The sequence below is a fragment of the Sporofaciens musculi genome, assembly GCF_009830285.1.
In the GTDB taxonomy this organism is placed as follows: domain Bacteria; phylum Bacillota; class Clostridia; order Lachnospirales; family Lachnospiraceae; genus Sporofaciens; species Sporofaciens musculi.
On sequence record NZ_WUQX01000001.1, the window covers coordinates 3,083,400 to 3,109,932 of the forward strand.

Sequence of the window (26,533 nt, forward strand, 5' to 3'; positions counted from 1 at the left end):
CCTGTCATTCTCCTTTACGAATCGCCTCTTTAAAATAAGTCTCAAGGGTTGTGTGCTTCTCCTGAAATTCACAGAGCAGATACCCCTTCAAATGCTGCAGCAGTATCATAAGATCCATAGCAGGAATCGTCACCTCACATGAACGCCCGCCCACAATCTTCACGGTATCAAAGCGAAATCTGTCCACAAAATCAGCCCTGTCCCATGCCGTGTTAAACGTAATGCCAAACCATTTATTCTCTGGATTGCGTATTTTGTCAACATCAACCGTATCCACCACTCTTCCCTTGTGGATAATCGCCGCCACATCGCAGACCTCCTCAATCTCCTGAAAAATGTGGCTGGACATGAATATAGTCTTTCCCTTTGCCTTCTCCTCACGAACCAGCTTAAGGAAAACCTCCCTCATAAGCGGGTCAAGACCAGTAGTCGGCTCATCCAGAATGAGAATCTCCTGATCGCCCATAAAGGCAGCAACCAGGGCGGTCTTCTGTTTCATCCCTTTGGACATCCTTTTTAGGTTGACCGACGTATCAAGCTTAAAAAGCTCGATTAGACGCTCCATATATGTGAAATCCGTGATCCCAAGATATTTAGCATAGTATCGCAAAAACTGTGTTCCGGTACGAAGACGCGGAAATTCAAACTGTCCGGCTACGTAACCTATATCATATTTTAATTCTGTCCGATCCTTCCAGGCGTCCTTGCCTTTAATTCGGACCGTTCCTTGCTGAGGCTTCAAAAAACCCATAAGATTGCGGATGGTTGTGGTCTTCCCTGAACCATTCGTGCCCAAATATCCATAGACCATCCCTGGTTTTATGCTTATACTTACGTCAAAAATACCGCGCCCCTTGCCAAAATCCTTCGTAACGCTGGTAAGTTCTATGATATTGGTCATAATGCACCTCCCGAAATCCCCAGGTCATTGTCCGGCTCTTTTAGCGCTTCATCGTCTACCCTGTAAAACTTCATAAAATGGTCCTCCAGAGTGTAGGGAATCTCACTGATATCTGCAACATTCAGCTCAGAAAGAATAGGAAGCATTCTGTTGAGCCCGTTCATATCCACCATAAACCGAACCGACATCTGTTTGGGGTCCTGATTGGTAAACAGAAAATCATTTTCAATAAAACGGCTGTAATCCCTCTCCGTCTCAAAAGATACCTTATAAATCCACTGTTTCTGCTCCTTTAACTCATTTGCTCCAAAATCAGCCGCAATCCTGCCGTCCTTGATGATTGCAATACGGTCGCATACAGCGTCAACCTCCTGGAAAATGTGGCTGGACAAAAAGATTGTCTTGCCCCGCTTCTTCTCCGAACGGATAAAGTCAATAAACACCTCCTGCATAACCGGATCTAACCCAGAAGTGGGCTCGTCCAGAATCAGCACATCAGGATCGTGCATAAACGCCGTAACCACAGCCAGTTTACGTTTCTCCCCGATGCTCATGTCACGGATTCTCATGCTTATATCCAGTGAAAACATTCTTAGGAGACGGTTAAAGTAATCCGCAGCATCCCCCGCATCTTCCGGTTCGACTCCTAAATTCACAGGCTTTCCCCGATGGAATATCTTCTCCATCCTCCTTAACCTTCTCATATATTCAAGAAACCGTCTGCCAGTCATCATCTTGGGAAATGCAATCTCCCCTGGCAGATACCCTACCATTCCTTTCAATTCAGCCCCATGCTTTTGGCAATTCATTCCCCAGATCTCGGCTTCCCCCTTCTGAGGTTTTGAAAAGCCCATCAAGTGACGGATTGTCGTGGTCTTGCCCGCCCCGTTGGGTCCCAAAAAACCGTAGCATACCCCTTTATCCACATGCAGGGAGAGATCGAAGACACCCCGTCCTTTGCCGTAATCCTTCGTTAAATTTCTGATGTCTATCACACTCATAAGGCGCCTCCCCTCTTCTGAAAATAAACTAATTTAAGGCTACCGCCGACACCTCACGTCAACGATAGCCCTTGATTCTACACTATGATTTAAAACTTGCCAGCCTTCGCCGCTTCCTCAAGCGCAACAGCAACAGCAACAGTCATTCCAACCATAGGGTTATTTCCTGCGCCGATTAATCCCATCATCTCAACGTGAGCCGGTACGGAGGAGGAGCCTGCAAACTGAGCGTCAGAATGCATACGTCCCAGAGTATCGGTCATACCGTAAGAAGCCGGTCCTGCAGCCATGTTATCTGGATGAAGGGTACGTCCTGTACCGCCGCCGGATGCAACGGAGAAATACTTCTTGCCCTGCTCGATACATTCCTTCTTATATGTACCTGCAACCGGATGCTGGAAACGTGTGGGGTTGGTAGAGTTACCAGTGATAGATACGTCTACGCCCTCCTTGTGCATGATTGCAACACCTTCGCGAACGTCGTTGGCGCCATAGCAGTTTACCTTAGAGCGAAGTCCCTCAGAGTAAGGAATTCTCTGCACCTCCTTCAATTCGCCTGTGTAATAATCATAATCTGTCTCAACGTATGTAAATCCGTTAATTCTGGAAATAATCTTCGCTGCGTCCTTTCCAAGTCCGTTCAGGATAACGCGAAGTGGTTTCTTACGAACCTTGTTAGCCTTCTCTGCAATACCGATGGCGCCCTCTGCAGCAGCAAATGATTCGTGTCCGGCCAGGAATGCGAAGCAGTCTGTATCCTCCTCAAGAAGCATCTTTCCTAAGTTACCGTGTCCAAGGCCAACCTTCCTCTGGTCAGCAACAGAGCCAGGAATACAGAATGCCTGTAAGCCTTCTCCGATTGCAGCAGCAGCCTCAGCAGCAGTCTTGCAGCCCTTCTTGATGGCAATAGCCGCGCCTACGGTATATGCCCAGCATGCGTTCTCGAAACATATAGGCTGGATACCCTTTACCTGATTGTAAACGTCAAGTCCGGCATCCTTGGTAATCTTCTCTGCCTCTTCGATGGAAGCAATGCCATAGCTTCCTAATACTTCATTGATTTTATCAATTCTTCTTTCATATGATTCAAATAAAGCCATTTACTTGTCCTCCTACTCTTTTCTTGGGTCGATGATCTTCGCTGCGTCTGCAACACGTCCGTACTGTCCTTTTGCCTTGTCCCATGCGTCGTTCGGTGTATCGCCTGCTTTGATGAAGTCCGTGAACTTTCCAAGATTGACGAACTGGTAACCGATGATCTCGTCATGGTCATCCAATGCGATTCCTGTCACATAGCCTTCTGCCATCTCCAGATAACGAGGACCCTTTGCTAATGTTCCATACATAGTACCAACCTGTGAGCGAAGTCCTTTTCCAAGGTCTTCAAGGCCTGCGCCGATTGGAAGTCCGTCCTCTGAAAATGCACTCTGGGTTCTTCCGTATACGATCTGCAGGAATAATTCTCTCATTGCGGTGTTGATTGCATCACAGACAAGATCCGTATTTAGAGCTTCTAAGATTGTCTTGCCTGGAAGGATCTCAGATGCCATGGCAGCAGAGTGTGTCATTCCTGAACATCCAAGGGTCTCAACCAATGCTTCCTGGATAATACCATCCTTAACGTTTAAAGTGAGTTTGCAGGCTCCCTGCTGCGGTGCGCACCAGCCAACGCCATGTGTCAGACCAGAGATGTCTTTTACCTCTTTTGCCTTTACCCATTTTGCTTCTTCCGGAATCGGAGCTGGCCCGTGATTTGCACCCTGAGCTACAGGACACATCATTTCTACTTCGTGTGAATAAATCATTTTAAAACTCCTTTCAACTATGTATGATTTTTCTGTCGTAAGGCTTGTTATAACTTTAACACCATACTTGTTTATATTTTCTCACATTATCTAAAATTCGTCAATTATATCTTTCTGATATTTTCATGATATTTTTGGTGATATAAACCAAGTATGAAACCAGATAGGGATAAAACTCTAAAATTTTGTGGATTTTGTAAATGAGTGATTTCTATGTCAAATTATGGCTATTGCAAAAACTTTAGAATGGTGCTAAAATAGTTATTGACTTACAGTCAATAACTAAATACAAAGGAGGTGCAATAAAATTTGGCTAGACCTGTAAAAAAGACACCAGAGGAATGGAGAAAAGAAATTCTAAATGCTGCCCAAAACCTATTTATTTCTAAAGGATATGAGGAAACTTCGATTTCCGATATTATGGACAAGGTGGGTGGGGCAAAAGGAATGTTTTACCGCTGTTTCAAAAGCAAAGAGGAGGTGATGTACGCATTAGGCAATCAAATGTTTTTCGAGGACAATCCATTTAAAGCAGTTAAGGGGAGGGATGACTTGAACGGTTTACAAAAAATCAGGGCATTGCTTGCGCTGAATCAGTCGGACGCTAAACGAAACCAGCTAAACATACAGGCGGTCCCGATTTTGAAAGACCCGCACATTTTGGCGGCAGCAGTTGGGGAAAACAGGCGTGTATTAACTCCCTTGTGGTTGGAATTGTTAAAGGAGGGAAAACAGGACGGTTCTATCAAGACGGAATATACAAAGGAACTCTCCGAGCTTTTGCCGCTTGTCAACTTCTGGCTCATGCCTTCGGTATTCCCTGCCACAGAGGAAGAATTGCTTCATAAATACCATTTTGTGAAAGAAGTATTAGCCCATATGGGGCTGCCACTTTATGATGATAATATGACATCCTTTACAGAAAAATTTATCACTGATATTACGGAAACACCCTGCGGGTATACCTCTATGCCAGAGAATGCAGGCAAAATCAAGGAAACACCCTGCGGGTATACCTCTATGCCAGAGAATGCAGGCAATAATAATGTAAAAGGAGGGGATGAGCTATGACAGAAAAATTATTTACGAAAAATTTCACGCTTCTTATTTTGGGGCAGCTAACCTCATTGTTTGGAAATTTTATATTAAAACTGGCATTATCCATGTATGTACTGGAAGTGACTGGTTCAGCAGCCATATTTGCAGGGATATTGTCTGCTGCTACAATCCCGACCATTCTATTTTCACCACTGGGCGGCATCTTGGCGGACAGGGCAGACAGGCGGAATATTATGGTAGCGTTAGACGCATTGACCGGCGTATCGGTTTTATGTGCGGCATTATTCCTGTCGGAAAGCAATGCCATTGCCGTAATCAGTACGCTGCTTCTTATACTTTCTATTTTCGGTGCGTTTGAAACGCCTACTGTTCAAGCGTGTATTCCTACCATGCTGCAAGGCGACAATATTATGAAAGGAAATGCCGTTGTAAATCAAGTGGCGTCTTTATCCTATCTGATTGCCCCTATGTTGGGCGGCGTACTTTATGCCATGCTTGGATTGAAACCCGTAATGTATGCAAGCGTTGTCTGTTTTTTTATTACTGCCCTCTTTGAATGTTTTATAAAATTGAGCTATCAGCATACTCAAAATAAAGGCGGTGTGCTTCAGATTGTAAAGCAGGACTTTTTATCAAGTATGCAGTATATTTCAAAAGAACAGGCAAGCATATCAAAAATGCTGCTCTTAACGGCATTCTCAAGGTTTTTTGTGATGGGTATTACCATAGTCGGGCTTCCCTTTCTTGTGCGGACTGTCCTTGGATTTAATGCAAAGTATTATGGGGCTGCGGAAAGTGCGTTAGCAGTCGCTACAATTTTAGGGAGTATTGCCGCAGGAGTTTGGGCCGAGAAATTGAAAATATATAAATTATCTGTCCTGCTTGCATTTCTGGGTATTTTTATTATCCCTGCTGGTGTTATTTTTCTTTTGCCAGTGACCGCCACCATAAAGTATGGTGTTACGATAGTATCCTTTTGCGGTATGCAGGCTGTTATCAGTATATTTTCTATTTTTGCCGTTTCCCTCATTCAACAGAGGACGCCAAATCATTTAATAGGAAAAGTGATGGCTTATACATCAACAGTTACTTTATGCGTTCAGCCCATAGGCCAGGTCGTGTATGGTTTTCTGTTTGACAGATTTCATAGTGCTGTATATTTCGTCTTAATACCCACTGGTATCATAGTTTGCATTGTAGGGTTGTCTGCAATGAGCTTTTTTAAGAATATGGAAAGGGAACAGCAGGAGGTGGCAGCATGAAACAGGAAAAATGGTTATTGTGTCCTGTATGTGGAAGCAAGACAAGATTGAAATTGCGCGAAGATACGGTACTTGAGAAATTCCCTTTATTTTGCCCAAAATGCAAACTGGAAACTCTTATAAATGTCCGAAAAATGAATATGACTGTTATCAGAGAGCCAGACGCAATGACGCAGAGCCAATGAACTTGTGAAATAAAATCACAGTTTGTTGGCTCTGTTTTTGATTACGCAGACAGTCAAGATTTTCACTTTACTGTTTTTCGTGGAATGGCAGGAGGCCAGCCAAAAAAATCCCTGTTCAAGAACAAATCTTTGAGAATAATGTACAAGAGTATTGGATAAAAAGAATAATCCCCGAACTGTGCTGCAACACGATTCGGGGATTCGTTCCTTGTCCCCATGGACTTGTGGTCACAGACTCTTAAAATCTGTGACATCTTATTCAAAAATTCAAAAAGCTGGAAATCGGACTTGAACCGACGACCCCTTCATTACGAGTGAAGTGCTCTACCGACTGAGCTATTCCAGCCTATGGCCTTGTCTTTCACAACCACGACTACTATTATAGCAACTTTCCCAATTTTTGCAACAATTTTTTTCAAAAATTTTCAAAAAATTGCTGCAAAAATGGATACTCCTCTTTTCAGACAGGATTTGCCAGGCTTTCAGGCTATTTTTTCAGGATTAACGCTACAAAAGTCAAATCCTCTGTCCCTGTATTCTTCATGCCGTGGCCGTCGCCGTCTTTGCAGAAGAATACGTCGCCTGGCTCTGCCGGAATCGCCTTTCCGTTATCGTCATACATTCCTGTCCCACTTAAAATATAGTAGGTCTCCGTCTCGCCATGATGCTCATGGTGGCCAAGCTCGCAGTTGGGCGGCAAAGTCACTTTGCTGAACATCCTGCAGTAATCTCCCTGTTCTTCTGGGCCAAGTAATGCCTCCTTCATGATAAATCCAGCGCCTCCGCCTACATGTTCTACCTTTACAACTTCTCTTTCTCCTGCTTTTGTCATGTCTGTTCTCTCCTTATTATTTACCCCTTTTATTGGCCGAAATCTACAAACTATGATATCTTCTTTAACTTTTCAAAATGCCCTCTGACACCCCTTTGGTATAATATATACCGTCGTCTTACGATACCTATTATACCATGGTCAGGGTGCCTGTACAACGAATATCTTATTAATTCACAATTTTATAATACTCTCTCGCCGTCAGTGAAAATACGATTCCATAGAATAACGCAAACACAATAACCGTTATAATCGTACATATGAGGAACAACGGAACATTCGTAAGATTCAGTATTGCCAACAGCTTCGTAATTACCCCAAAGGCTACCGAGATATGAAGCACCGCCATCACAAGGGGCAGGAAGAATACCATTAGCACCTGGCTTCGTATGGAATGTTTGACCTCCCGTTTGCTCATTCCTACTTTCTGCATAATCTGGTAACGTTCCCTATCGTCATACCCTTCGGAAATCTGTTTATAATACATAATCAGCACCGTTGCCATTAAAAACAGGCTTCCAAGGTAAATACCGATAAATAAAAGTCCTCCATATAGGAAATAAAATTCTTCTCTGCTAAGCTCTCTGCCCTCACAAAATCCGCTGTGGACTTCCCTCTCAATCCTGTCCTTCATTACCTTCATTACATTCAGGCAGTCTTCCTCCTTCCCTTCCAAATCAAAGGTCAAGCGGTAATCAAGAGCTGCCATCTGCTCCACCCAATCTGGCTGCATATCGCTGTCTTCATAATTCCTTCTCAGAATCTCCCCGATTTGCTCTGCATCAGAAACAATAATATAATATCCGTCCACCATCCTCTGCTCATCCTTGGGCGCAATCTTCATATTGTCAAGTTCCTTCGTCACCTGATAGGTCTGCTCGCCAATCTGAACCGTATCCTCTCCCCAGACTTCCCCTGTACTGTAGATATACACCTCGTCGGGTCCAAGGCAATCCTTAGTGCCTTCCGTCTGATTATAATCCTCAAGCGGTATCATCCATATTTCTACAACATCATCAACGCCGTAATTTCCAAATTTCTGCAACGCGAAGCCATTTCCCTGTCTTAACGCCGCTATACTTCCGTCATGATACCGAAGCATGGACTTTGCCTTCACTCCTGCATTTGCCAACTCCTCCTCCACAATCCTCTCAATCGCCTGGTCTGACTCTGGAGTGGACACGTTGGTCTTGGCCTCGAACTCCCTTGGATATCTAGTTTCAAGCACATCCTCCATTCCCACATAGAGAGAGATTGTAGTGGAAATCATCACCAACACCATGGTACTTAAGATACAGATGTTGGCAAGCCCTACTGCATTTTGCTTCATCCGGTAAATCATCCCTGCTACCGCGCTGAAATGCTTTGTCTGATAGTAGAATTTCTTATTCCTGCGAAGCCCCTTAAGAAGTGCAACGCTTCCGGCCGTAAAAAGTGCGTAAGTCCCAAGAATAACGCATACGACTGCAACAAAAAATGCCTGGATTGCCGCCAAAGGGTGGTCTACCGTCACAGCGATAAAATACCCGATTCCCAGCGACACCACCCCAAATACGGTCATAAACCACTTTGTTTTCGGCTCTTTTTCCCCCTGGCTGCCTCCGTGAAGCAGCTCTATGGGATTAGAGAGCTGAATCTGGAACAAATTATAAAACAAAGTCATAAGAAAGATGACCAGGAAAAATACTAATGTATACATCAACGTTTCCTTTGAAAATTCAAAATCCATGTTGATGCCATAGTTCAAAATTTTTAGCAGAATCAGGTACGTTAGCTTGCTGAAAATGAGCCCGAAAATAATTCCTGCACTGATGCTGACTACTGCCGTCACCATCGTCTCAACAATAAGCATCCTGGCAATATGCCGTTTCCCCATGCCAAGGATATTATAGACGCCGATTTCCTTCTTCCTGCGTTTAATCAAAAAACTGTTGGTGTAAAACAGGAAGATTACCGCAAATATAACGATTACCGCCCTGGCATAAACAAGTATCATATGCAGGCTTTCATAACTGATACCGGAATTTCTGGACAGGTCATCCATAATATAGTACATCATCACCGTAAGAATTGCCGTAAGGATATATGGAATGTAGGTCTTTCGGTTGTTCTTAAGATTTGTCAATGCAAGTTTTCCATAGATAGAGCTACTCAACGCCCTCACCTCCCGTAGTCAGTACTGTCAGCGTATCAGAAATCTTCTGGTACATCTGCTCATTGGTCAGATTTCCGCGGTATAGCTGGTGAAATACTTCTCCGTCCTTGATGAACAGCACCCGATTCGCGGTGCTTGCCGCCTTGACGCTGTGGGTGACCATGAGGATGGTCTGGCCGTCCTCATTGATTTCTGTAAAAAGATTTAGAAGCCCGTCAGCTGCCCTGGAGTCTAAGGCGCCGGTTGGCTCGTCCGCCAGAATTAACTGAGGCTTTGTGATTAACGCCCTGGCAACCGCCGCCCGCTGCTTCTGCCCTCCGGACACCTCGTAGGGGTACTTTTCCAAAAGTTCATGAATTCCAAGCATCTGCGCGATTGGCATGAGCTTTGTCTCCATCTCCTCGTACTTCTTTCCGGAAAGCACCAGCGGAAGGAAGATATTATCCTTGAGAGAAAACGTATCCAGAAGATTAAAGTCCTGAAACACGAACCCAAGATTCTGCCTGCGGAATGCGGCAATCTCTTTTTCCTTCACTGTGCCTAAGTCCCTGCCCTTCAGGTAGACCTTGCCTCCTGTGGGCCTGTCAAGGGCCGCCAGGATATTTAACAGAGTCGTCTTGCCAGAGCCAGATTCTCCCATAATCGCTACATACTCTCTCGGCTCGACGGAGAAATTCACATCACGCAGCGCCTCCACCTGGTTTCCGCCGAATCTGGTCGTATATATTTTCTTTACATTTTTTACTTCTAACAATGCCATATGTTTTCCGTCCTTTCATGTGATATTTTCTTGATTACACATCCCATTATAAAGAAAAAAGAAATGCCTTTCCATCGAATTAGGTGACATTTTCTCTATTGAACCTTACATTCCTGTAAGAAATGCGTTTTAAAATCTTATGCCTGTTTTAATCGATTTTTAGCTGTTTTCAGCATTTCCTGAAGATATTTTTCAAACACCAAATCGCCTAGACAATTCAATAGACTTTATACCCCAAGCGTGATATAATACTACTACCAAGACAACGGACAATCTCAGACGGGGTGATAATCATGGCATTGACAAATGATGATTTACAGGCGATGTCTAATCTATTAGACGATAAGCTAAAACCGATCAAAGATGATATTGATACATTAGAGAAAAAAATAACAAGCCTTGAACTAACATTGGAAAATGAAACCAACCACGGTATCAAAATCATAGCAGAAGGACATCTTGACTTAAGCCGTAAACTTGATCAAGCGTTAAAAGTCGAGAATGAAAAAGAAATTCTTCTTCTTAGAGTCAATCATCTTGAAAATGAGTTACGGAAAGTAAAAGAACGAATTAGTCAAATAGCATAGCAACCACAAACTTTTATATAACCAATAGAAGGGGTGATAATCATGACATTGACAAATGAAGATTTATTGGCAATCTCTCAATTACTAGATGTGAAATTAGACGCAAAACTAAAGCCCATGGAAAATGATATCAAATCTATCAAGGACGAACAAACCAGAATCAAGGATGAACAAACCAGAATCAAGGATGAGCAAACCAGAATCAAGGATGAGCAAACCAGAATCAGCTTGATCATTGAGAATGATATTTTGCATGAAATCAATATACTTGTTGAGAATTATGTACCAGCAGCAAAACGGTATCAAGACGCTACGTCTCAGATTGAAGCAATGCAAGCCGACATGGATATCATGAAAAAGGTTATCTCTGATCACAGTGAAAAGCTGAAAAAGATATCATAGTTATCATCAAAGGGGTGTAAGGTCTATTGAATTATCAAGGGCTTTGCACTCTTTTTATTTACAGGTTATGGAGGCATCAGTTCAACTACTTTCTCTCTACCTCCTATGTTCCCGCGTCTGCCGCCGAAGAAGCGCCTCCTCCCAGACAGCCTTTTCTTCCTTCGTTTCAAGGATTAACCCAGGCACCGGTGCTGGTCTGTCCTTTTCATCCAATGCCACCATAGTAAAAAACGCCTGATTAATATGGCTTCTCCTTCCCTCCAGGTCCTCAATGTAAGTATCAACCTTCACCTCCATAGAGGTACGGCCTACATAGGTAACCTTTCCCATGATAATAATCACGTCATTCTGATAGGCCCCTCTCAGAAAACGAAGGTTATCTACCGACGCTGTGGTAACATTCATATGGGCGTGGCGCTTCGCTGCCAGGGCAGCAACCTCGTCAATCCATTGCATTAAAATACCGCCAAACAGACGGCCAACGGCATTCAGATGGTTGGGACGGACAATATGGACGGTTTCGACTATAGATTCTGATACTTTTCTGCTCTCTGCACTCATTTCACGGCTCTCCTGTTCTATACCCGAAGGGCAGACCCATCAGGGATGAAATTCATCTTGATTCTTTTCTCATAAACCCTTTTATTATAACACAAGATTTGCTATACTATGTTTAATTTATGACAAATTTATTATCTGTATAGAAAGATGAGGTCTCTGAATATGAGAAGACGACGGAAAGTAAAAGAAGTAGAGATTTCCCTTAGAAATATTAAAATCACTATCGAATACGACGGAAGCCGTTACCAGGGTTGGGCGCGCCTGGGTAAAGACGAATCCAACAATACCATTTCCAACAAAATTCTTGAGGTGTTAAAGAAAATGACCGGCGAGGAGCAGATCGAGCTGTTCTGCGGCTGCCGTACAGAGGTGGGCGTTCATGCTTATGGGCAGACAGCCAATTTTAAGACAGCCTCCGACATGGATATCATGGACATGAAGCGTTACTTAAACCGATACCTTCCTATGGATATTGCTATCGTGAATGTGGAGGAGATGTCCGAACGTTTCCACTCCCAGTTAAACGCCATTTCCAAGACCTATATGTTCCGCATGACCGTTGACGATGTCCCAAGCGTATTCGACCGCAAATATACCTATCACTGTTTTAAGGTTCCGGACAAACAGTTGATGCGCCAGGCTTCTCTGCTGCTGGTGGGAACCCATGACTTTAAGAACTTCTCCACCGCCAAAAAGAGCAAATCCACCGTTCGGAAGATTTATGATATTGAGATATACAGCGCCGCACAGGAGATGCAGATTATTCTCTATGCAGACGATTTTCTCCACAATATGGCCCGCCTGATTGTCGGAACTCTCCTGGATATCGGACACGGAGTCCGGCCTAAGGAGGATATTGAGGATATCTTCGATGGCATCCAGTCGCCAAGCGCGCCCTGTGACCCAAAGGGACTCTATCTTCAGGAGATTTCATATTAAGTTAATCAGGATATATACGATTATCGCAGTATACAACACATATTACGGTAATCGTACATATCCTGACCTCCTATCCATATTATGAAAACAACCTTGGTTCTATATTTCATTCAACACCGATAATCACCGTGTTCCGTTCTTTTAGCCTCTCCCTCTCCTTATCGTCGAATTCTTTATCCGTCACCACCCCAGTGTAATCCCACAGGTGATTAATCTTGGTCATTGCCTGCCTCCCGAATTTAGACTTGTCCACCACCAGATATGCTTTCTCACACTGCTTCGGCGTGTTGCGTTTCAGCCACATCTTCTCAGAAGTGGGGGTGGTCACCTCAAACTCCTCATTGACAGACGCCGCCCCAAAAAATCCTATGTCGAATTTGAAATCCGCCAACATCTGCGTCGCATAACGCCCGAACATACTACCAGTGGACTTCTGAATACTTCCGCCACAGATAAATAATTCCGCCTCACTGTTTTTCAAAAGCTGAGCAATCTCAAGATCATTGGTGACAACCAGGATTCCCTTCACATCCTTAATCAGCTTCGCCACCTCATAGGTGGTGGTTCCTGCATCCAGGAATACCGTATCGCCTTCCGACACCAGCAAGGCACACACTCTCGCCAGTTTTTGCTTGGCCCCCTGATGGCTGATCTGCTTGTCAGCGTAGATTTCCTCATGCTTCGCCACCGCGCCGCCGTGACAGCGTTCAATCTTGTTATCCTCCTTAAGCTTCACAAGATCCCGACGGATCGTCATTGCGCTAACGCCCAACTCCCGCGCCAGAGCGTCTACCTGGACACTGCCGTTTCTCTGGAGCATTTCTACAATCATAGCCTGTCTCTCTGCCGCAAACATGCCCTTCTCCCTCCTGCTCTGTTACAAATATACTCTGTCATAAATCCTGCAAAACATCCTGTCTGCTATTATATTAACCTTGATACATACATTTGTCCAGCAAAAAAGGCCAGCGGAAATGAGTTTACACCATTCTCCGCCAGCCTTAGGGCTTCTGTCACATGATTACATAAAGATATTCAATATAATAACCTCCACGACGCCAACCGCCCATGCAACGGTGGAAGTAATGGACCAAACCGTCAACTGATCCTTTGCCTCACTGACTCCAAGGGTACGGTTTACCACCCAGAAGTAACTGTCGTTAAAGTATCCGAAGAACAGAGAGCCAACGCAGCATGCAACTGCCCCAAGCAGCGGGCTTGCGCCTGACGCTACCACGATAGGCGCAGAGATACTTGCCGCTGTTGTCATGGCTACTGTACCAGAGCCCTGAATGAAACGCATTGCAGTTGAGATAATCAGCGGAAGAATAATAATCGGAACCGCCGTCTGTGCAAGCCCTTCTGCCATAAATGTTCCAAGTCCGGAATCCTTAATGATCTGTCCCAGGGCTCCGCCTCCGCCAGTCACCAGCATAATAATTCCTGCGGACATCATACCCTTCTCCATCTCAGAGATACAGGTCTGCCTGTCAAGATTTCTTCCCAATGTGAAGATTGCCACCAAAAGTCCAAGTCCTACCGCTACAATCGGCTGTCCAAGGAACACCAGAATCTCCATGAAGCCCGTTGTCTTACCCAGGGCTGACGCAATCGTATTGATGAGAATCAGAATGATCGGCACAATCAGAGGCATGAAGGATTCAAGAGTTCCCGGCATTCCTGTCAAATCCATAGAAAAAGCGTTCTCATAATCCGGCTCCTGGTAAGGCGCCTCAATAATCTCGCCTTCTTCATTTACAATACGATAATACTTCTTCGCCAACACCATTCTGGCATATGCGATACACGCAATCGCCATAGGAAGCGCAAGAACGATGGTAAGCAAAATAAACTTTCCTACATCCACTCCGAAGATACCACACACGCCAAGAGGACCAGGTGTTGGAGGAACCAGGGAGTGAGTGATTACAAGACCAGCCGCCAGTGATACGCCAAGGGCTATGACGGATTTCTTCGTCGCCTTGGAAATCGCCTTAGCAATGGGCGCCAATACCACGAAGCCAGAATCACAGAAAATCGGGATGGATACCAAAAAGCCTGTAAGCGCCAAGGCTTCCTCTTCCCTTTTCTTGCCGAATAGCTTAAGGAATGTATGAGCCATTCGCTTCGCTGCTCCTGTCACTTCAAAGATTTGCCCCATCATAACGCCGAAGCCGATAATAATACCGATACTGCCCAGCGTGCCGCCAAATCCCGACGTAATGGAATTTACGATACCAAAAGTCTTTCCGTCCTCAAGGGTGATATTTACCAGAGGCATTCCGCCTACAACACCCACAATAATCGTACAGATAATCAGCGCCAGAAACGCCTGTACCTTTGTCTTTAAAACCAGGAATATCAGGACGGCAATACCGATTGCCAGACCTATTAACATTCTCTGTCCACTCAGTCCGTTTACCATATCTAAACCTCTTTTCTTATAATTATTAATTCTTTACACAAACAGATCTCTCTGGCCTAGACGGTGAATGAAATTCACCGTCTGTCTTTCCCCCCATGAACCTGTCTATGGCTTCTTCGTAAAATTCGGCGCATACTTCGCCGCCAGCAAAACAGCCTCAATCATGCTGACTGCACTTACGATTCCCTTTCCTGCAATGTCGAATGCAGTTCCGTGGTCTACTGAAGTACGAAGAATCGGCATCCCGTTGGTAATGGCAATGGTCTTCTCAAAATCAAGGGTCTTTGTGGCAATGTGCCCCTGGTCATGATAGAGGGATAACACGCTGTTGTATTTCCCGATTGCCGCCTGATGGAACACAGAATCCGCACCGATAGGCCCTACCACATTGTAGCCCTCTGCCTGTAATTCCTCCACCGCAGGCGTAATCTCATTGACCTCCTCCCAGCCGAACAGCCCATGCTCTCCGCTGTGGGGATTAAGTCCTGCGATAGCCATCGTGCCCTCTGATACGCCAAGCTTCCTGAGGGCTTCAAGGCACCGCTTCACATAATCCTTGATCCTCTCCTTGGTAATCATATCCAGCATTTCACGCAAGGACACATGCCTTGTCAGGAAGAATACACGCATCCCGTTAGTTTCAAACATAGTCAGCGGGTCTTCTGTATCTGTCAGCGCGCCAAAAATCTCCGTATGTCCGATAAAGTTAATCTCACCTGCCCGCAGCGACTCCTTGTTAATGGGCGTCGTAGCTACGGCGTCCACCTTCCTGGCATTGGCAAGCTCGATACTCTTTGCAATGTATGCGTATGCCGCCTTTCCGCACATGCCGTTTACCCGTCCAAACTCAAAATTTGCCATATCAACATTTGCCAAATCAATCAGGTTCAATACACCCTGACGGTAATCCCCTTCCTCTGGCTCATTAATGACATGAATCGTAAGATTGGTGTCTGTAATCTTGATGGCATTCTCCATAATGGTCTTGTCTCCGACAACTACACACTCTGCCATGTCAAATACTTCCTTAGAAGCCACCGTTTTTGCTACAATCTCCGGCCCAACTCCTGCCGGATCTCCGATTGGTACTGCGATTCGTGATTTTCCCATAGTTTTTCTTCCTTTCTCAAATAAATATGATTGACATCCGTACTAAATGTACAATTTCTCCTTTAAATACGTAATACACTGGTTGATAGCGTCTCGTCCGCCCTGGCTTCCGCCCTTGGTGATAATGTGGACGCCCTCGAATTCACCCTTTAAAAACTGCCCGTATGCGGCAAGGGGAAGCACCTCGTCTTTTAAAGATAATCCTGCTGTACGAAATCTCTCGCACACAGCAACCGTCACATCTCCTCCGCTGGTGTAAAGCCCCCGAAACGTAGGCTCTGCCTTGAAAATTCGGTATGTAATCTCCGCAAATGCATGGTTAATCCTTCCAGTCACATCATCAAGGGAGCACTGGTAACGCTCCATATAGGGCTTAAAATCAATCCGGTTCTCCGGATAGATACCGTCTCCGGTCACGGTACAGATGGCGTTGCGGTCACAGGCGGCAAGGATATCGTCTGCAACCCTCTCAATCTCCGCCACTCTCTTTTCATCGTCCTCCAACAGCTCTTTGGTATCCACGAACACATTATGGGTTCTCTGGGACAGCCAAAGCTCCTTCATCTGTGCGGTTGTGTTCGGATTCACACTTCCCACCACGGCAAGAATCTTACTCTTTTCCTTCTTCTGGGACGGCGTAATCAGCTTCCTCGCCAGGGTCGCCGTAAATACCCCAGGATCTACCGCAACCACATGCAGCTTACTGGTAATCACCGCGTCTGCTATCAAATCCAAGTCCTCCTGGGTAATACAATCCAGAACGATAATCCTGCTGCCGCCGGCAACGCACTGGTTCATCAAGTCCGCCAGATAATGCTTCCCATGCATCAAATCCTTTAGCTGAATAGACGATACCTGGTACTTGCTCTGCTTATCAAAGAGCACCGCCGCCTCCGAAATCTTCACAGGCGTCTTAGGGTCAATGGCAATATCCGTCTTGTGAAGGGGTAAACCGTTTACCAGCATGTAGCCGCCTACCACAACCCTTCCAGATGAAGGGAAGCAGGGCGCGGCAATGGCAACATAATCCTCCCCCAGACAATCCAGCATAGCGTCCGTCTCACTTCCCAGATTCCCCCGAAGTGTACTGTCAATCCGCTTGGAATAGACCTTCACGTCGTCTCCCTTCAACAGATTGCAGACATTGTGCACTCTGTTATAGGCAATCTCAGGCTCAACACCTCGACTATCCGTTGGATACAGGACACAGTCGCAATCCGCCAGGGTTGACAGCTCGATTCGCTCGGTATTCATCACCGTGTACGCTTCGTAGTTCATCTTCTTTAGGAGTACACCGGTGGCATTGGCTCCTGTCAAGTCGTCTGCTATTACAACACACTGAGACATAACCAGCCTCCTTTCTATAAACATTTTTTGTTTGATTGTGTTTATATTGTACTCTTATTGTTCATTTATGTCAATTTAATCTATTTATTATCAAAAATTTCAGCTAATCGCACAAATAAAATGTTTGTTTTTGTTTATTTTCACCAGAACCCTACATGGGCTATTTTCCCATCAGCACCTCTGCTGCCTCTTTTAGAGTCGTAATCTCCCCTACATTTCCTGGGAAAATGACATAAGGTGTCATTGGAAACTTGCTCTCATCCCCTGTCTGCCAAACCGGAATACCCGGCTTAATCTGACCGAGAACATTAGCTTTCCTGACCCTAAGGGCTTTCGTCCCCACATCACTGGAGGTAATGCCACCTTTGGCAATCACGAAGCTTGGCGTAACGCTAAGCCGTCCCACCAAAGACTGCACCGCATCGGAAATCTTAACGGACAGTCTCAGTTCGTCCTCCTTATCTCCGGTATCCGCCGTGATTAATGCCCGCGTCGTATAACAGCAAACAGTCTTTCCGGCTTTGATGCACTCCTCCTCTTTATCAAGGCACCGCTTCACCTCTGCCTCAAACGCAGCCTCATCCTTTACGAGAGTCGCATCCAATTCAATAAATTCAATATCAGACAGCTCTTTTAAACACTCTACCTGCTTCGTGGTTTTATCCGTGTGGGAGCCGACTACAATAATTCCTCCGTTTGACGTCTCTTTTACCACCATCTGCTCTCTTAACAGCAAGGGCTGGTCTGTCACAGCGCCCATGACCTTTACGATGGCGGCCGCTGTACGGAACATGAATACCTTGCCCTTTGCCATAGCGCGGTAAAGAGCCACACAGAACACCTTCACATCCACATAATCGACTGCATTTACAATAATCTTATTGAAATCCTTCACCTCCATCAACTGGGCCTCAATCCTGTCAATGTCCATGTTGTGGATATCCTCAAGGGAAATACAGGTCACATCAGCGGCTTTATATGCGCCCTTCGTCTTTTCCTCCACGTATTCTGGCATGGTCATTGCAGTATAGCCAAAGGTCTTATCCTTGGCAAATTCCGTCTCATTTGCCGGAACAAGGTCGTCGCCGTACTTTACGTAGTGTACGTTCTCAATGGTAAAGCGTCCTCCTTCTTTGAAAAACGGACAGAGAATCTCGCCGTCAATGGTCTTTCCCGTATTCTGCTCATAGCAGCTCTTAAGAAGCTGCGTCTCCAAGGGGTAATGTCCCCGCAGCGTGCTGTCGCTTCTGCTGATGAAAATGTATTCCTTCCCCGTCTCCTTTGCCACTTGATCCACCACATCCCCAATCTCTTTATGGGCTTTCGTGGTCTGCTCCTCTGTAAAACCGCGGGAGTTGGTCAATACATAGAACAGATTGTTCTCCTCCTCAAAGCCCTGCCGGATGCTGTCCTTCTCCCAGTTGGTGTAAACAGAAATATCATGAACCGTCTGCACTCCCGTAGGGTCGTCGTCCAATACCACAATCTTCTTATTATTCCTGTCGATTTCCTTCTTCAAAAGGCTGTCGATATATTCCTCATCAATCCTCTTGTAAGAGTTTATAACCTCTGCTTTGACTGCCATTGCAAAATCCTCCCTGTTAATCAAACTTCTTTACTTCCACGTCCGCCAGCTTCTCGAAATACTGAACGATTCCGCCGTGGTCGTCGTTCATATGTCCGTGAATCTTCAAGGTCTGTAAAATCTCATAGAGCTGTGCGGTATATGGAATCGGAACGTCAATGGAATGGGCAGTATTCACCACATTCTTGATATCCTTGTGATTGATGCGGATTGGGCCGCCCGGCTTAAAGTTGCGCTCTACAATCATCGGAATCTTTGCGTCCAGGACTGCGCTTCCCGCAAGGCCGCCGCGAATGGCCTCATATACCTTCTGAGGGTCTGCCCCTGCCTTTGTTGCCAGTACAAACGCCTCAGATACGACTGCTATGGTGTTGTTTACAATAACCTGGTTGGCAAGCTTGGTGACGCTTCCGCTTCCACTCTCTCCAATCAACAGTGCGGATGAGCCTAAGATGTCAAAATATTCCTTCATCTCATTAAAATCCTTCTCGTCTCCGCCTGCCATAATCGCCAATGTTCCGGCAACCGCCCCCGGCTCTCCTCCGGAAACCGGCGCGTCCAAAAAGCCTACGCCCTTCTCCTTCAACGCCGTGTAACACTCCTTAGATTCCACAGGGGTCACTGAGCTCATGTCGCAGATAATGGTTCCCGCTTTCACGGTTGACGCCACGCCGCCCTCGTCAAACAGGATGGATTTGGTAATGGCGCCGCTTGGAACCATAATGATGATACGCTCGCACTTTTCTCCGATCTCTGCGTAGCTCGCTTCTACTGCGCCGGCTGCAACCACATCCGCAACTGCCTCCTTGTTCAGATCAGCAACCATCAAGTCTACTCCTGCCTTCAGCATGTTCTTTGCCATTGGTCTTCCCATGATACCAAGTCCGATAAATCCTACCTTCATTTTTTCAACTTCCTTTCTTGATTTAAATTTGTTGTACCCATCTTACTGCATACCGGTATACCGGTCAATAGATTTGTCAGAATTCTTTTGTTTTCTCTCTTTTCTACAGTTTTGCAGGCTTATTTTTGTGCAAAATGTATATGATATTAATTTTATTTCGTTATATTTTTCACAGAATATACAATATTGCGGTTGACAGGATATATGACAGAATATATACTATTTTTAGATAAGAATCAGAAGCACCAAGAAACGAAAGGATTGTGGCATGACACCGTTAAACGAGCAAGCATACCAACATCTGCAAGGCCTAATCATGGAAGGGCAATTTGCTTACAATCAGATTTATTCCGAGACAAAGCTTTCCAAAGAGCTTGGCATCTCCCGAACGCCATTTCGGGACGCTGTCCACAGGCTTACCCAGGAGGGTTATATTGACATCATCCCAAGCAAGGGCTTCATGCTTCACAAGCTTACAAGACAGGATATTGACGAGACGTTCCAGGTTCGTTCCGCTTTAGAATGTTACTGTACGTTACAGATTACAAAAGAGATTGCGGCCGCGCCTGCAAGCCGAACTGTAAAGAAGCTCATAAAGGAACTGCGGCTGATCATGGATATGTTAAAGGAAATCATTGACACAGGCGGGTCGATTGAAGAATTCTGCGAGTATGATTTCCAGTTTCATACCAAGATAATCGACTATCCTGGGAATCATCAGATTTCTTCTATCTTTGCAACCTTCAAATACCGTATGCGCAAGCTGGCCGAGCTTTCACTGGCACATGATGGAAGGCTTACGGACACCTGGCATGAACATCTGGCTATTTTGGAGGCTATGGAAAATGGGGATGTGGCACACATCTATGAGATTACCCTTACACATATGGAGACGGCGCGGGAGATTAATCTGGAGGACCTATAGGGCTACCCTCCAATCTCCCTGCGCGTCTGCTCAAAACAAAACTCCATATAAGCCTTTTGTACCTCCTTCTCCCTCCTGCGGCTCATATACACCTTTTTCCCATTGCTCATCTCAAAGAAATGACCGCCAAACTCCTCCACTTCATAGAAATTCACTACAATCCCCTTAGCACAGCGCCAAAAATAAGGATATTCACAGATGAGCTTCTCAAACTCAGTCTGAGTAATCCTTGTCCGGATATCTTCCCCTTTCTTATTGTAGACCGTTACAATATGATTACCGTATTCTGTGTAAATAATATTGCGCAGAACCATATGCTGTCCGTCCGGCAGGATCACAAAACGGCCGGTCTCATATTCCTCCATCTTAAGCCTCTTGAACATATCCGAAATCCTCTGTTTTGAAACCGGCTTCTGCAGATAATAGTGAGCGCCCACTTCATAGCTTTCACTGGCAAACCCGTTACTGATTGTACAGAAAACCAGCCGGACATCCGCGTCCAGCCGGCGGATTCTTCGTGCGGCGTCAATGCCGGAAAGCCCGTCCATATAGATATCCATAAGAATCAGGTCATATCCTTGGACCTCCCACACCCCAAAAAATTCCTCGGCGCTTTGGAAGGTATCCACCCTGTTTTCCAAATACCCTGCTTCGGACAGATACCCTCTGATTGCCTCGGACAGATAGCTTAACTCCATCTTTTCATCGTCTATCACAGCGATTTTCATAGATTTTCTCCAAACACAAATTTAATGAATTCATGATACCACATGTTGATATAAGAGACAATATTGGATACTTTACCACTTGTTACCGTTTGAGTTAAAAAAAAACCGTTTAAGAAATTATATTGAATGTACGTTTTTCTTCTTTATATAATTTCTGTACAGTCTGCAGAACAGAATGTACAGAAAACACGGATGATTTGCAAACAGCAATGATTCGGATATGGAAAAGGAGTACAAAGCTTTATGAAAATGAAACCAAACAAACCAACCATCCTTCTTCTCGGAGCGGCAATGCTGTTTTCAATCCTGTCGGCAGGGACGTCCTCTCTTGCCGCTTTAGCAGCGCCGGAACAATCGGGACAAAATCCCAACTCTTCTTCAAGACCAGGCGAAGAAAAAAATAGGGCTCCGGATACACAACATTTCTCTACATACTCAGAAGATATTCATACACAGACCAAAAGTCTCTCCAATACAGGGGGCCGCGTTACCTATGAGACAACAGCCGATTATGTGCATACCATATATGCCAACGGGGAGCCTTTAATCATCAAAGCCTCCAATTCTGTTGACTATGTAAAATTGTATCTTGATTCCAATGGAAACGGCTTAGGAGAACCGGAGGAGGAAATCGTTGATTTTAAAGGTGACGGCACCGTTACAGGCGGCGGTATCTTTTACAGGGATGGGGACGGATATTTCCTTCCAAACTCCTCCGTATACGGCGGCGCCAAGGAGGGCAGATGCCAATATGATACTGACATCACCCTGACAGGCCCAACAGACTCATCCGGAAAATACAATATCAGGTTAATCTTCGGCGGCAATAAAAGCGGAAGTTTGACAGGGAATACCCATGTAACGATTTCGGGCGGCAATGCTGGATGGGTATTCGGCGGCGGAAATGAAGGCGAGCTGAACGGAGATACCTCCATCTATATGACCGGCGGAAGCTCATTAAAAAATATGTATGGCGGGAGTTTATCCGGACAGATTAACGGGAATACCCACATTCATATCGAAGCCGGACAGGTTGCTTCTGTCTACGGCGGCAATGAGAATTCGGGACTGATTACAGGCAATACTGAGCTTACCTTTGACGCCAACTCCACAGCAGAGGGATGGATTTACGGCGGCGGCGCCGGATACTCTGACAGCGCTGCAACAGAGGTTGCCGGAAGCGCCAACATTAGGGTCAACGGCGGTACCTTTTTCCATAACCTTTACGGCGGCGGCGCCTTTAGAGGCGCAAAGGTTGGCGGCAGCAGCATTACCGTTAATGACGGCGCCTTTAGCGGGTGGATCTACGGCGGCGGCGAGGAAACCTCCCTCGTGGCCAATCAAGCCTCAATCACCATTAAGGGCGGCAACATTCCTGCCGTATGCGCTTCCGGCGCCGGTTTTAACAATACAACGGCCCAGGTCCAAGACGCCGAGCTTCTCTTACAAGGCGGCGCCGTGGGCAGATGCTTAACCCATCCCAATGAAGCCGACAGAGCGGCGGCCTTAAACGGCGATTTTTCCCTCCAATTATCCGGAAATACATTTTCTAATACAGAGATTTATCTGGGGCAAACCAATCCCTCTGTGCAGCTTAAAAATGTGGCGGTAACATTGACAGACACATCTTTAAGACTCCTGAAACTCCAGTCTCAGATAACAGGAAAGCTGTCTGTCACCTTAAAGCATGCAGACCTTGCAGAGCTTGTGCTATTAAAAGATACCCTTGCCCCTGCTTTAGAGACAAACCTTACCTACACAGACTGCGGCTCAAGCACAGGACGCTTTGGAACCTTTGTCCAGGGTTCAAATAATTACTTTACAGACAGGGATAATCCTCTGCTGACAGGCTCACAACTGAATCAGAACCAATTCAGTACCCTCACATTCCAAAACAGCTATGTGAATTACTATGACGACACCCTGGCAAATGAGGACAACAGCCCAAAGGCATGTGCAGAAAAACTTGTTATCAACGGCGGCGCATTGAGGATTACCGGAAATATGCTTACCAATATGCCTAAAACCGAATTTCAGAACAATCCCCTGCTGATTCGCACCAGCAGTTTCTATGAGGGGTTCCATTTTGATGAAAATCCCGAAGGTCTGGCCCGTCTCCAATGGATGGATACCAACGGGACAGGGATTCCTGAACAGACGGCTGACCATTGTATTGCGGAAACGCCACTTGATACCCCTGACGATACCTTTGGGGCCGCAAGTTCGGAATATGCCCTAAAGAGAGACACAGCCTACCGCGCCGACTTAACGGGCCAGCAGTTCTGGGAAGGGACGGTATGGTACACCGACAAGACTGAACTGCTGTGCAAATGTCAGGTCATCCCTTCTTTCTTAACAGAAACCTTGTTTTCCCTTCCCAAAGATAACACACTGGCCTCCTTTACCTTGAAGGACGTACTCACAGGCACTACCAACCTTTCCTCTAGCTGTCTGGTTATCGGCCACAGGGGCTCCTCTCCAAGCTTTACTTACTCCGTGGTTCCCGACGGGACAACCATTGCAGACATTGCAATCACTGACGACTGCCTTACCGTCGGCAGCGCCGGAACCGTCCATGTCTCAGTGACCCAGGAACTGAATGGTAAGACTCTTCACTATAACGACTATGTGAAAATCATTCATGTTCCCATGGAAGACAGCTTTCGGTTTACGAAAGGGCTGGCAGAGGATCTTCCCCTCTCCTTTGACGGGGATGGAATAGAGTTTGACACAAGATACTCTTTTATCTGGAACGAATCAGACCACAAATTCATGGCTTCCGACGATTATACCATGACGCTTGACAATAATGCCCTTAATTTCATTCTTAAGAAAGATTATCTGAATCAGCTTGACCCTGGCGAATATTATTTTCAGACCAATGCATATGTAAAGAAGGACGACTACAACGGACAGCGATGCGAATATAATTTTAAGGTTACCATTACCCTTCCCACAGAAGTAGATCATCCGGTGATTGAGTTGTCCCAGAACCGCTTTCACTACGACGGACTCCTAAAAAAACCCTCCGTAACCGTAAAACACGGCGACACGGTCATTCCTTCCAGTGAGTACGCCGTAACCTATGAGAATAACTTGAACGTGGGTACCGCCTCCGTCATAATTAAGAATAACGCGGGAGGAAATTATATTGTAAACGGACAGACCACTTTTGAGATTACCAACGAATATCGTCCAGAAAAGGGGACTGATTACGTCACGACACCCTTAAACGACGGCTGGACAAACAAGGACTTCGTAATAACTGCAGCGGACAACCGCCTCATTTCCACCGGCAATACGCTTAAGGACGAATGGGTAAAGAGCCTTAACAGGACCGAAGAAACCGCCAAAGCTTCTGTCTCCTTCTACGTAAAAAACCTGGAAAACGGAGAGATTTCCCTCATGGCAGAAGAAAGCTACAAGCTGGATAAAACGAATCCGTCCGACTATGATATCCTATTTAACGAAAATTCTGTAAAAAAGCTGATTCACGAGGTTTCCTTCGGGCTGTTCTTTAGGAAAACGGTTGACGTAAGAATCACCGCCGAAGATTCCTTAAGCGGAATCGGAAAGATTTCCTATTACCTCTCTGAAAGGGCTCTGACCGAAGAAGATGTGCGAAGGATTACTGACTGGACAGACGGCGGACATTTTAGCCTTGCCCCTGAGGATGAAAAAAAGTTTATCGCCTACGTTAAGGCGTCCGACCAGGCAGGAAACCTTGTATGCTTTTCCTCAGACGGCGCGGAATTTGACCTGATGCCGCCTGAAATCACAGAGGTCAATGAAAACACTGTGTACTATACCACCCAGGCCGTAACCGTGACGGACAGAAACCTTAAAACCGTCACACTAAACGGACAACCCATTTCCGGAGACATTCTCCTTTCCGGAAATGTGGATGAAGCCTACATAATCAAAGCCGTTGACCAGGCAGGAAACGAGTCGTCTGTCACAATCACCATGAAGCCGATTCAGACCATTGCTAAACCCATCAGCGGGCTTTTAGAAGCTACGGTAACATCTGACAATCAGCCCGCCGTCAAAGCCGTAATCACTGAGCTGAACCTTCTGCTTGAGTCTGAATATCTGACAGAACAGGAGAAAGCCGAGCTTCAAGACCTGAAATCCCATGCAGAAGATCTGGACGCCCAGATTACCTCTGCCTCAAATGCAGCAAGCTCAAAGGAGATACAGGCTGTTGACGGTATTTCCAAAGATACGGTCAGCATGGAGGATAAAGAGATTTTGGAAGCAGCAAAGAAAGCGTTGGAAACAGCCCTTAATGAGTTCGTCCAAAACTACACAGAAGCCGAAGCACAGGCAATCAAGGAGGACCTTGACCGTATTGACCAAGCGCTCAAAAGCATCCAAAACGTACAGACCGTAACTGATGCAATCGAAAAGCTTCCCAATCCAGACGATGTATGTCCGGATGATACGGAGACTGAAAAAATGGCTAAGGAGGCTGAAAAGCTTTTTGAAGCCCTGACAAATCACGAAAAATCTCTGGCAGACGCCTCCAGGCTTAAGAAGGTGCTTGCCGCGCTGACAGACTATCAGATTCTTGAAGGCAACAACAGCCTGTGGGAGAAAGGTATAAAGCACAGCTTAAGCTTCAAAGCCAACGGGCCTGTCAGCAAGTTTACAGGGATTCTAATTGACGGAAGGGATGTGGATGCGCAGCATTATTCTGTGGCCCCTGGCAGTACCATAATTACGTTGAACGCAGATTATCTTGAAAAGTTACCTGTCGGCAGACACAGCCTGACCCTGCTCTACCTGGACGGCAAAACTACCGCGGTCTTTGAGACGACGGAAAAGCCCTCTGGAAATACTTCAACTGGAACGCCTGTTGAAAGTGACGGTACTCATCTTTCTGCTTCTCCCCAAACCGGCGAAAAAAGCCATTCTCTGCTTTGGCTTGCGCTGTTAGCAGGCAGCGTTTTATCCTGGGTCAGCTTCTATAATAAAAGGACATCCCGCGCTGCATAACCCTTAGTAAGGAAAAGGAGATGCCAACTCCTGCATCTCCTTTTCCTTCAAATATATCAAAT

General features: G+C 45.7%; 22 protein-coding genes, 1 tRNA gene and 1 pseudogene. 8 read left to right on the forward strand and 16 right to left on the reverse strand.

Annotated elements, in window-relative coordinates:
* Positions 1-4: 4 nt before the first annotated feature.
* The 4 genes from GN277_RS15610 to GN277_RS15625 form a co-directional block, all read right to left on the reverse strand.
* Positions 5-901 (reverse strand): ABC transporter ATP-binding protein, encoded by an 897-nt coding sequence (locus GN277_RS15610; RefSeq protein WP_244324738.1) that lies wholly within the window; start codon positions 899-901, stop codon positions 5-7.
* The gene (locus tag GN277_RS15615; protein ID WP_159751815.1) at positions 898-1,902 is read right to left on the reverse strand and encodes an ABC transporter ATP-binding protein; all 1,005 of its coding nucleotides are present in this window, start codon (positions 1,900-1,902) and stop codon (positions 898-900) included. The genes GN277_RS15610 and GN277_RS15615 overlap by 4 nt, the downstream gene beginning before the upstream one ends.
* An 89-nt stretch (positions 1,903-1,991) precedes the next feature.
* The gene (locus GN277_RS15620) at positions 1,992-3,002 is read right to left on the reverse strand and encodes a GGGtGRT protein (protein ID WP_159751816.1); all 1,011 of its coding nucleotides are present in this window, start codon (positions 3,000-3,002) and stop codon (positions 1,992-1,994) included.
* A gap of 12 nt (positions 3,003-3,014) precedes the next feature.
* A complete protein-coding gene (locus GN277_RS15625; protein ID WP_159751817.1) occupies positions 3,015-3,707 on the reverse strand; it encodes an iron-sulfur cluster assembly scaffold protein in 693 nt (230 codons plus the stop codon).
* A 309-nt stretch (positions 3,708-4,016) separates the two neighbouring features.
* On the opposite strand from GN277_RS15625, the gene GN277_RS15630 reads away from it, so the two are divergent.
* The 3 genes from GN277_RS15630 to GN277_RS15640 are packed head-to-tail and all read left to right on the forward strand — an operon-like array spanning position 4,017 to position 6,213.
* Complete coding sequence (locus GN277_RS15630) at positions 4,017-4,778, forward strand: TetR/AcrR family transcriptional regulator (RefSeq protein ID WP_159751818.1); 762 nt, start codon at positions 4,017-4,019, stop codon at positions 4,776-4,778.
* The gene (locus tag GN277_RS15635) at positions 4,775-6,028 is read left to right on the forward strand and encodes an MFS transporter (RefSeq protein WP_159751819.1); all 1,254 of its coding nucleotides are present in this window, start codon (positions 4,775-4,777) and stop codon (positions 6,026-6,028) included. Before GN277_RS15630 ends, GN277_RS15635 begins: the two co-directional genes overlap by 4 nt.
* Positions 6,025-6,213, forward strand: coding sequence for a cysteine-rich KTR domain-containing protein (locus GN277_RS15640; RefSeq protein ID WP_159751820.1), 189 nt, complete (start codon positions 6,025-6,027; stop codon positions 6,211-6,213). The genes GN277_RS15635 and GN277_RS15640 overlap by 4 nt, the downstream gene beginning before the upstream one ends.
* Before the next feature lie 273 nt (positions 6,214-6,486).
* On the opposite strand, the gene GN277_RS15645 is transcribed toward GN277_RS15640, so the two are convergent.
* The 4 genes from GN277_RS15645 to GN277_RS15660 form a co-directional block, all read right to left on the reverse strand.
* Positions 6,487-6,559: transfer RNA gene (locus GN277_RS15645), tRNA-Thr, on the reverse strand.
* 141 nt (positions 6,560-6,700) lie between these two features.
* A complete protein-coding gene (locus tag GN277_RS15650; protein WP_159751821.1) occupies positions 6,701-7,045 on the reverse strand; it encodes a cupin domain-containing protein in 345 nt (114 codons plus the stop codon).
* 169 nt (positions 7,046-7,214) lie between these two features.
* Entirely contained in the window at positions 7,215-9,200 is a 1,986-nt protein-coding gene (locus GN277_RS15655; RefSeq protein ID WP_159751822.1) for an ABC transporter permease, read from the reverse strand.
* Positions 9,193-9,960 carry an ABC transporter ATP-binding protein gene (locus GN277_RS15660; protein ID WP_159751823.1) on the reverse strand — a complete coding sequence of 256 codons (768 nt, stop codon included), beginning with the start codon at positions 9,958-9,960 and terminating at the stop codon, positions 9,193-9,195. Before GN277_RS15660 ends, GN277_RS15655 begins: the two co-directional genes overlap by 8 nt.
* Positions 9,961-10,253: 293 nt before the next feature.
* On the opposite strand from GN277_RS15660, the gene GN277_RS15665 reads away from it, so the two are divergent.
* A complete protein-coding gene (locus GN277_RS15665; RefSeq protein ID WP_159751824.1) occupies positions 10,254-10,547 on the forward strand; it encodes a hypothetical protein in 294 nt (97 codons plus the stop codon).
* Between the two features lie 42 nt (positions 10,548-10,589).
* The gene (locus tag GN277_RS15670) at positions 10,590-10,949 is read left to right on the forward strand and encodes a hypothetical protein (protein ID WP_159751825.1); all 360 of its coding nucleotides are present in this window, start codon (positions 10,590-10,592) and stop codon (positions 10,947-10,949) included.
* 96 nt (positions 10,950-11,045) lie between these two features.
* Here GN277_RS15670 and GN277_RS15675 read toward each other — a convergent pair whose 3' ends face one another.
* Positions 11,046-11,510 carry an acyl-CoA thioesterase gene (locus GN277_RS15675; protein ID WP_159751826.1) on the reverse strand — a complete coding sequence of 155 codons (465 nt, stop codon included), beginning with the start codon at positions 11,508-11,510 and terminating at the stop codon, positions 11,046-11,048.
* Between the two features lie 162 nt (positions 11,511-11,672).
* On the opposite strand from GN277_RS15675, the gene truA reads away from it, so the two are divergent.
* A complete protein-coding gene (gene truA / locus GN277_RS15680) occupies positions 11,673-12,449 on the forward strand; it encodes a tRNA pseudouridine(38-40) synthase TruA (RefSeq protein ID WP_159751827.1) in 777 nt (258 codons plus the stop codon).
* 106 nt (positions 12,450-12,555) lie between these two features.
* Here the strand turns inward: truA and GN277_RS15685 are convergent, their stop codons facing one another.
* The 6 genes and pseudogenes from GN277_RS15685 to garR all read right to left on the reverse strand — a co-directional run.
* The gene (locus GN277_RS15685; RefSeq protein WP_159751828.1) at positions 12,556-13,305 is read right to left on the reverse strand and encodes a DeoR/GlpR family DNA-binding transcription regulator; all 750 of its coding nucleotides are present in this window, start codon (positions 13,303-13,305) and stop codon (positions 12,556-12,558) included.
* Between the two features lie 165 nt (positions 13,306-13,470).
* Positions 13,471-14,874, reverse strand: coding sequence for a GntP family permease (locus GN277_RS15690; protein WP_159751829.1), 1,404 nt, complete (start codon positions 14,872-14,874; stop codon positions 13,471-13,473).
* 105 nt (positions 14,875-14,979) lie between these two features.
* On the reverse strand, positions 14,980-15,984 hold the full coding sequence (pdxA, locus tag GN277_RS15695) for a 4-hydroxythreonine-4-phosphate dehydrogenase PdxA (RefSeq protein ID WP_159751830.1): 1,005 nt from the start codon (positions 15,982-15,984) through the stop codon (positions 14,980-14,982).
* Positions 15,985-16,026: 42 nt separating this feature from the next.
* Positions 16,027-17,331 carry a four-carbon acid sugar kinase family protein gene (locus GN277_RS15700; protein WP_159751831.1) on the reverse strand — a complete coding sequence of 435 codons (1,305 nt, stop codon included), beginning with the start codon at positions 17,329-17,331 and terminating at the stop codon, positions 16,027-16,029.
* 160 nt (positions 17,332-17,491) lie between these two features.
* Positions 17,492-18,916, reverse strand: coding sequence for a four-carbon acid sugar kinase family protein (locus GN277_RS15705; RefSeq protein WP_159751832.1), 1,425 nt, complete (start codon positions 18,914-18,916; stop codon positions 17,492-17,494).
* 16 nt (positions 18,917-18,932) lie between these two features.
* Positions 18,933-19,832 (reverse strand): annotated as a pseudogene (garR, locus tag GN277_RS15710) (2-hydroxy-3-oxopropionate reductase); the annotation flags it as partial.
* 256 nt (positions 19,833-20,088) lie between these two features.
* On the opposite strand from garR, the gene GN277_RS15715 reads away from it, so the two are divergent.
* Positions 20,089-20,745: a GntR family transcriptional regulator gene (locus GN277_RS15715; RefSeq protein WP_159751834.1), complete on the forward strand. Its 657-nt coding sequence runs from the start codon at positions 20,089-20,091 to the stop codon at positions 20,743-20,745.
* A 2-nt stretch (positions 20,746-20,747) separates the two neighbouring features.
* Here the strand turns inward: GN277_RS15715 and GN277_RS15720 are convergent, their stop codons facing one another.
* Positions 20,748-21,473, reverse strand: coding sequence for a LytR/AlgR family response regulator transcription factor (locus tag GN277_RS15720; RefSeq protein ID WP_159751835.1), 726 nt, complete (start codon positions 21,471-21,473; stop codon positions 20,748-20,750).
* 243 nt (positions 21,474-21,716) lie between these two features.
* Between GN277_RS15720 and GN277_RS15725 the strand changes: the two genes are divergently transcribed.
* Positions 21,717-26,471: a hypothetical protein gene (locus GN277_RS15725; protein WP_159751836.1), complete on the forward strand. Its 4,755-nt coding sequence runs from the start codon at positions 21,717-21,719 to the stop codon at positions 26,469-26,471.
* The last annotated feature ends 62 nt before the right edge of the window (positions 26,472-26,533 follow it).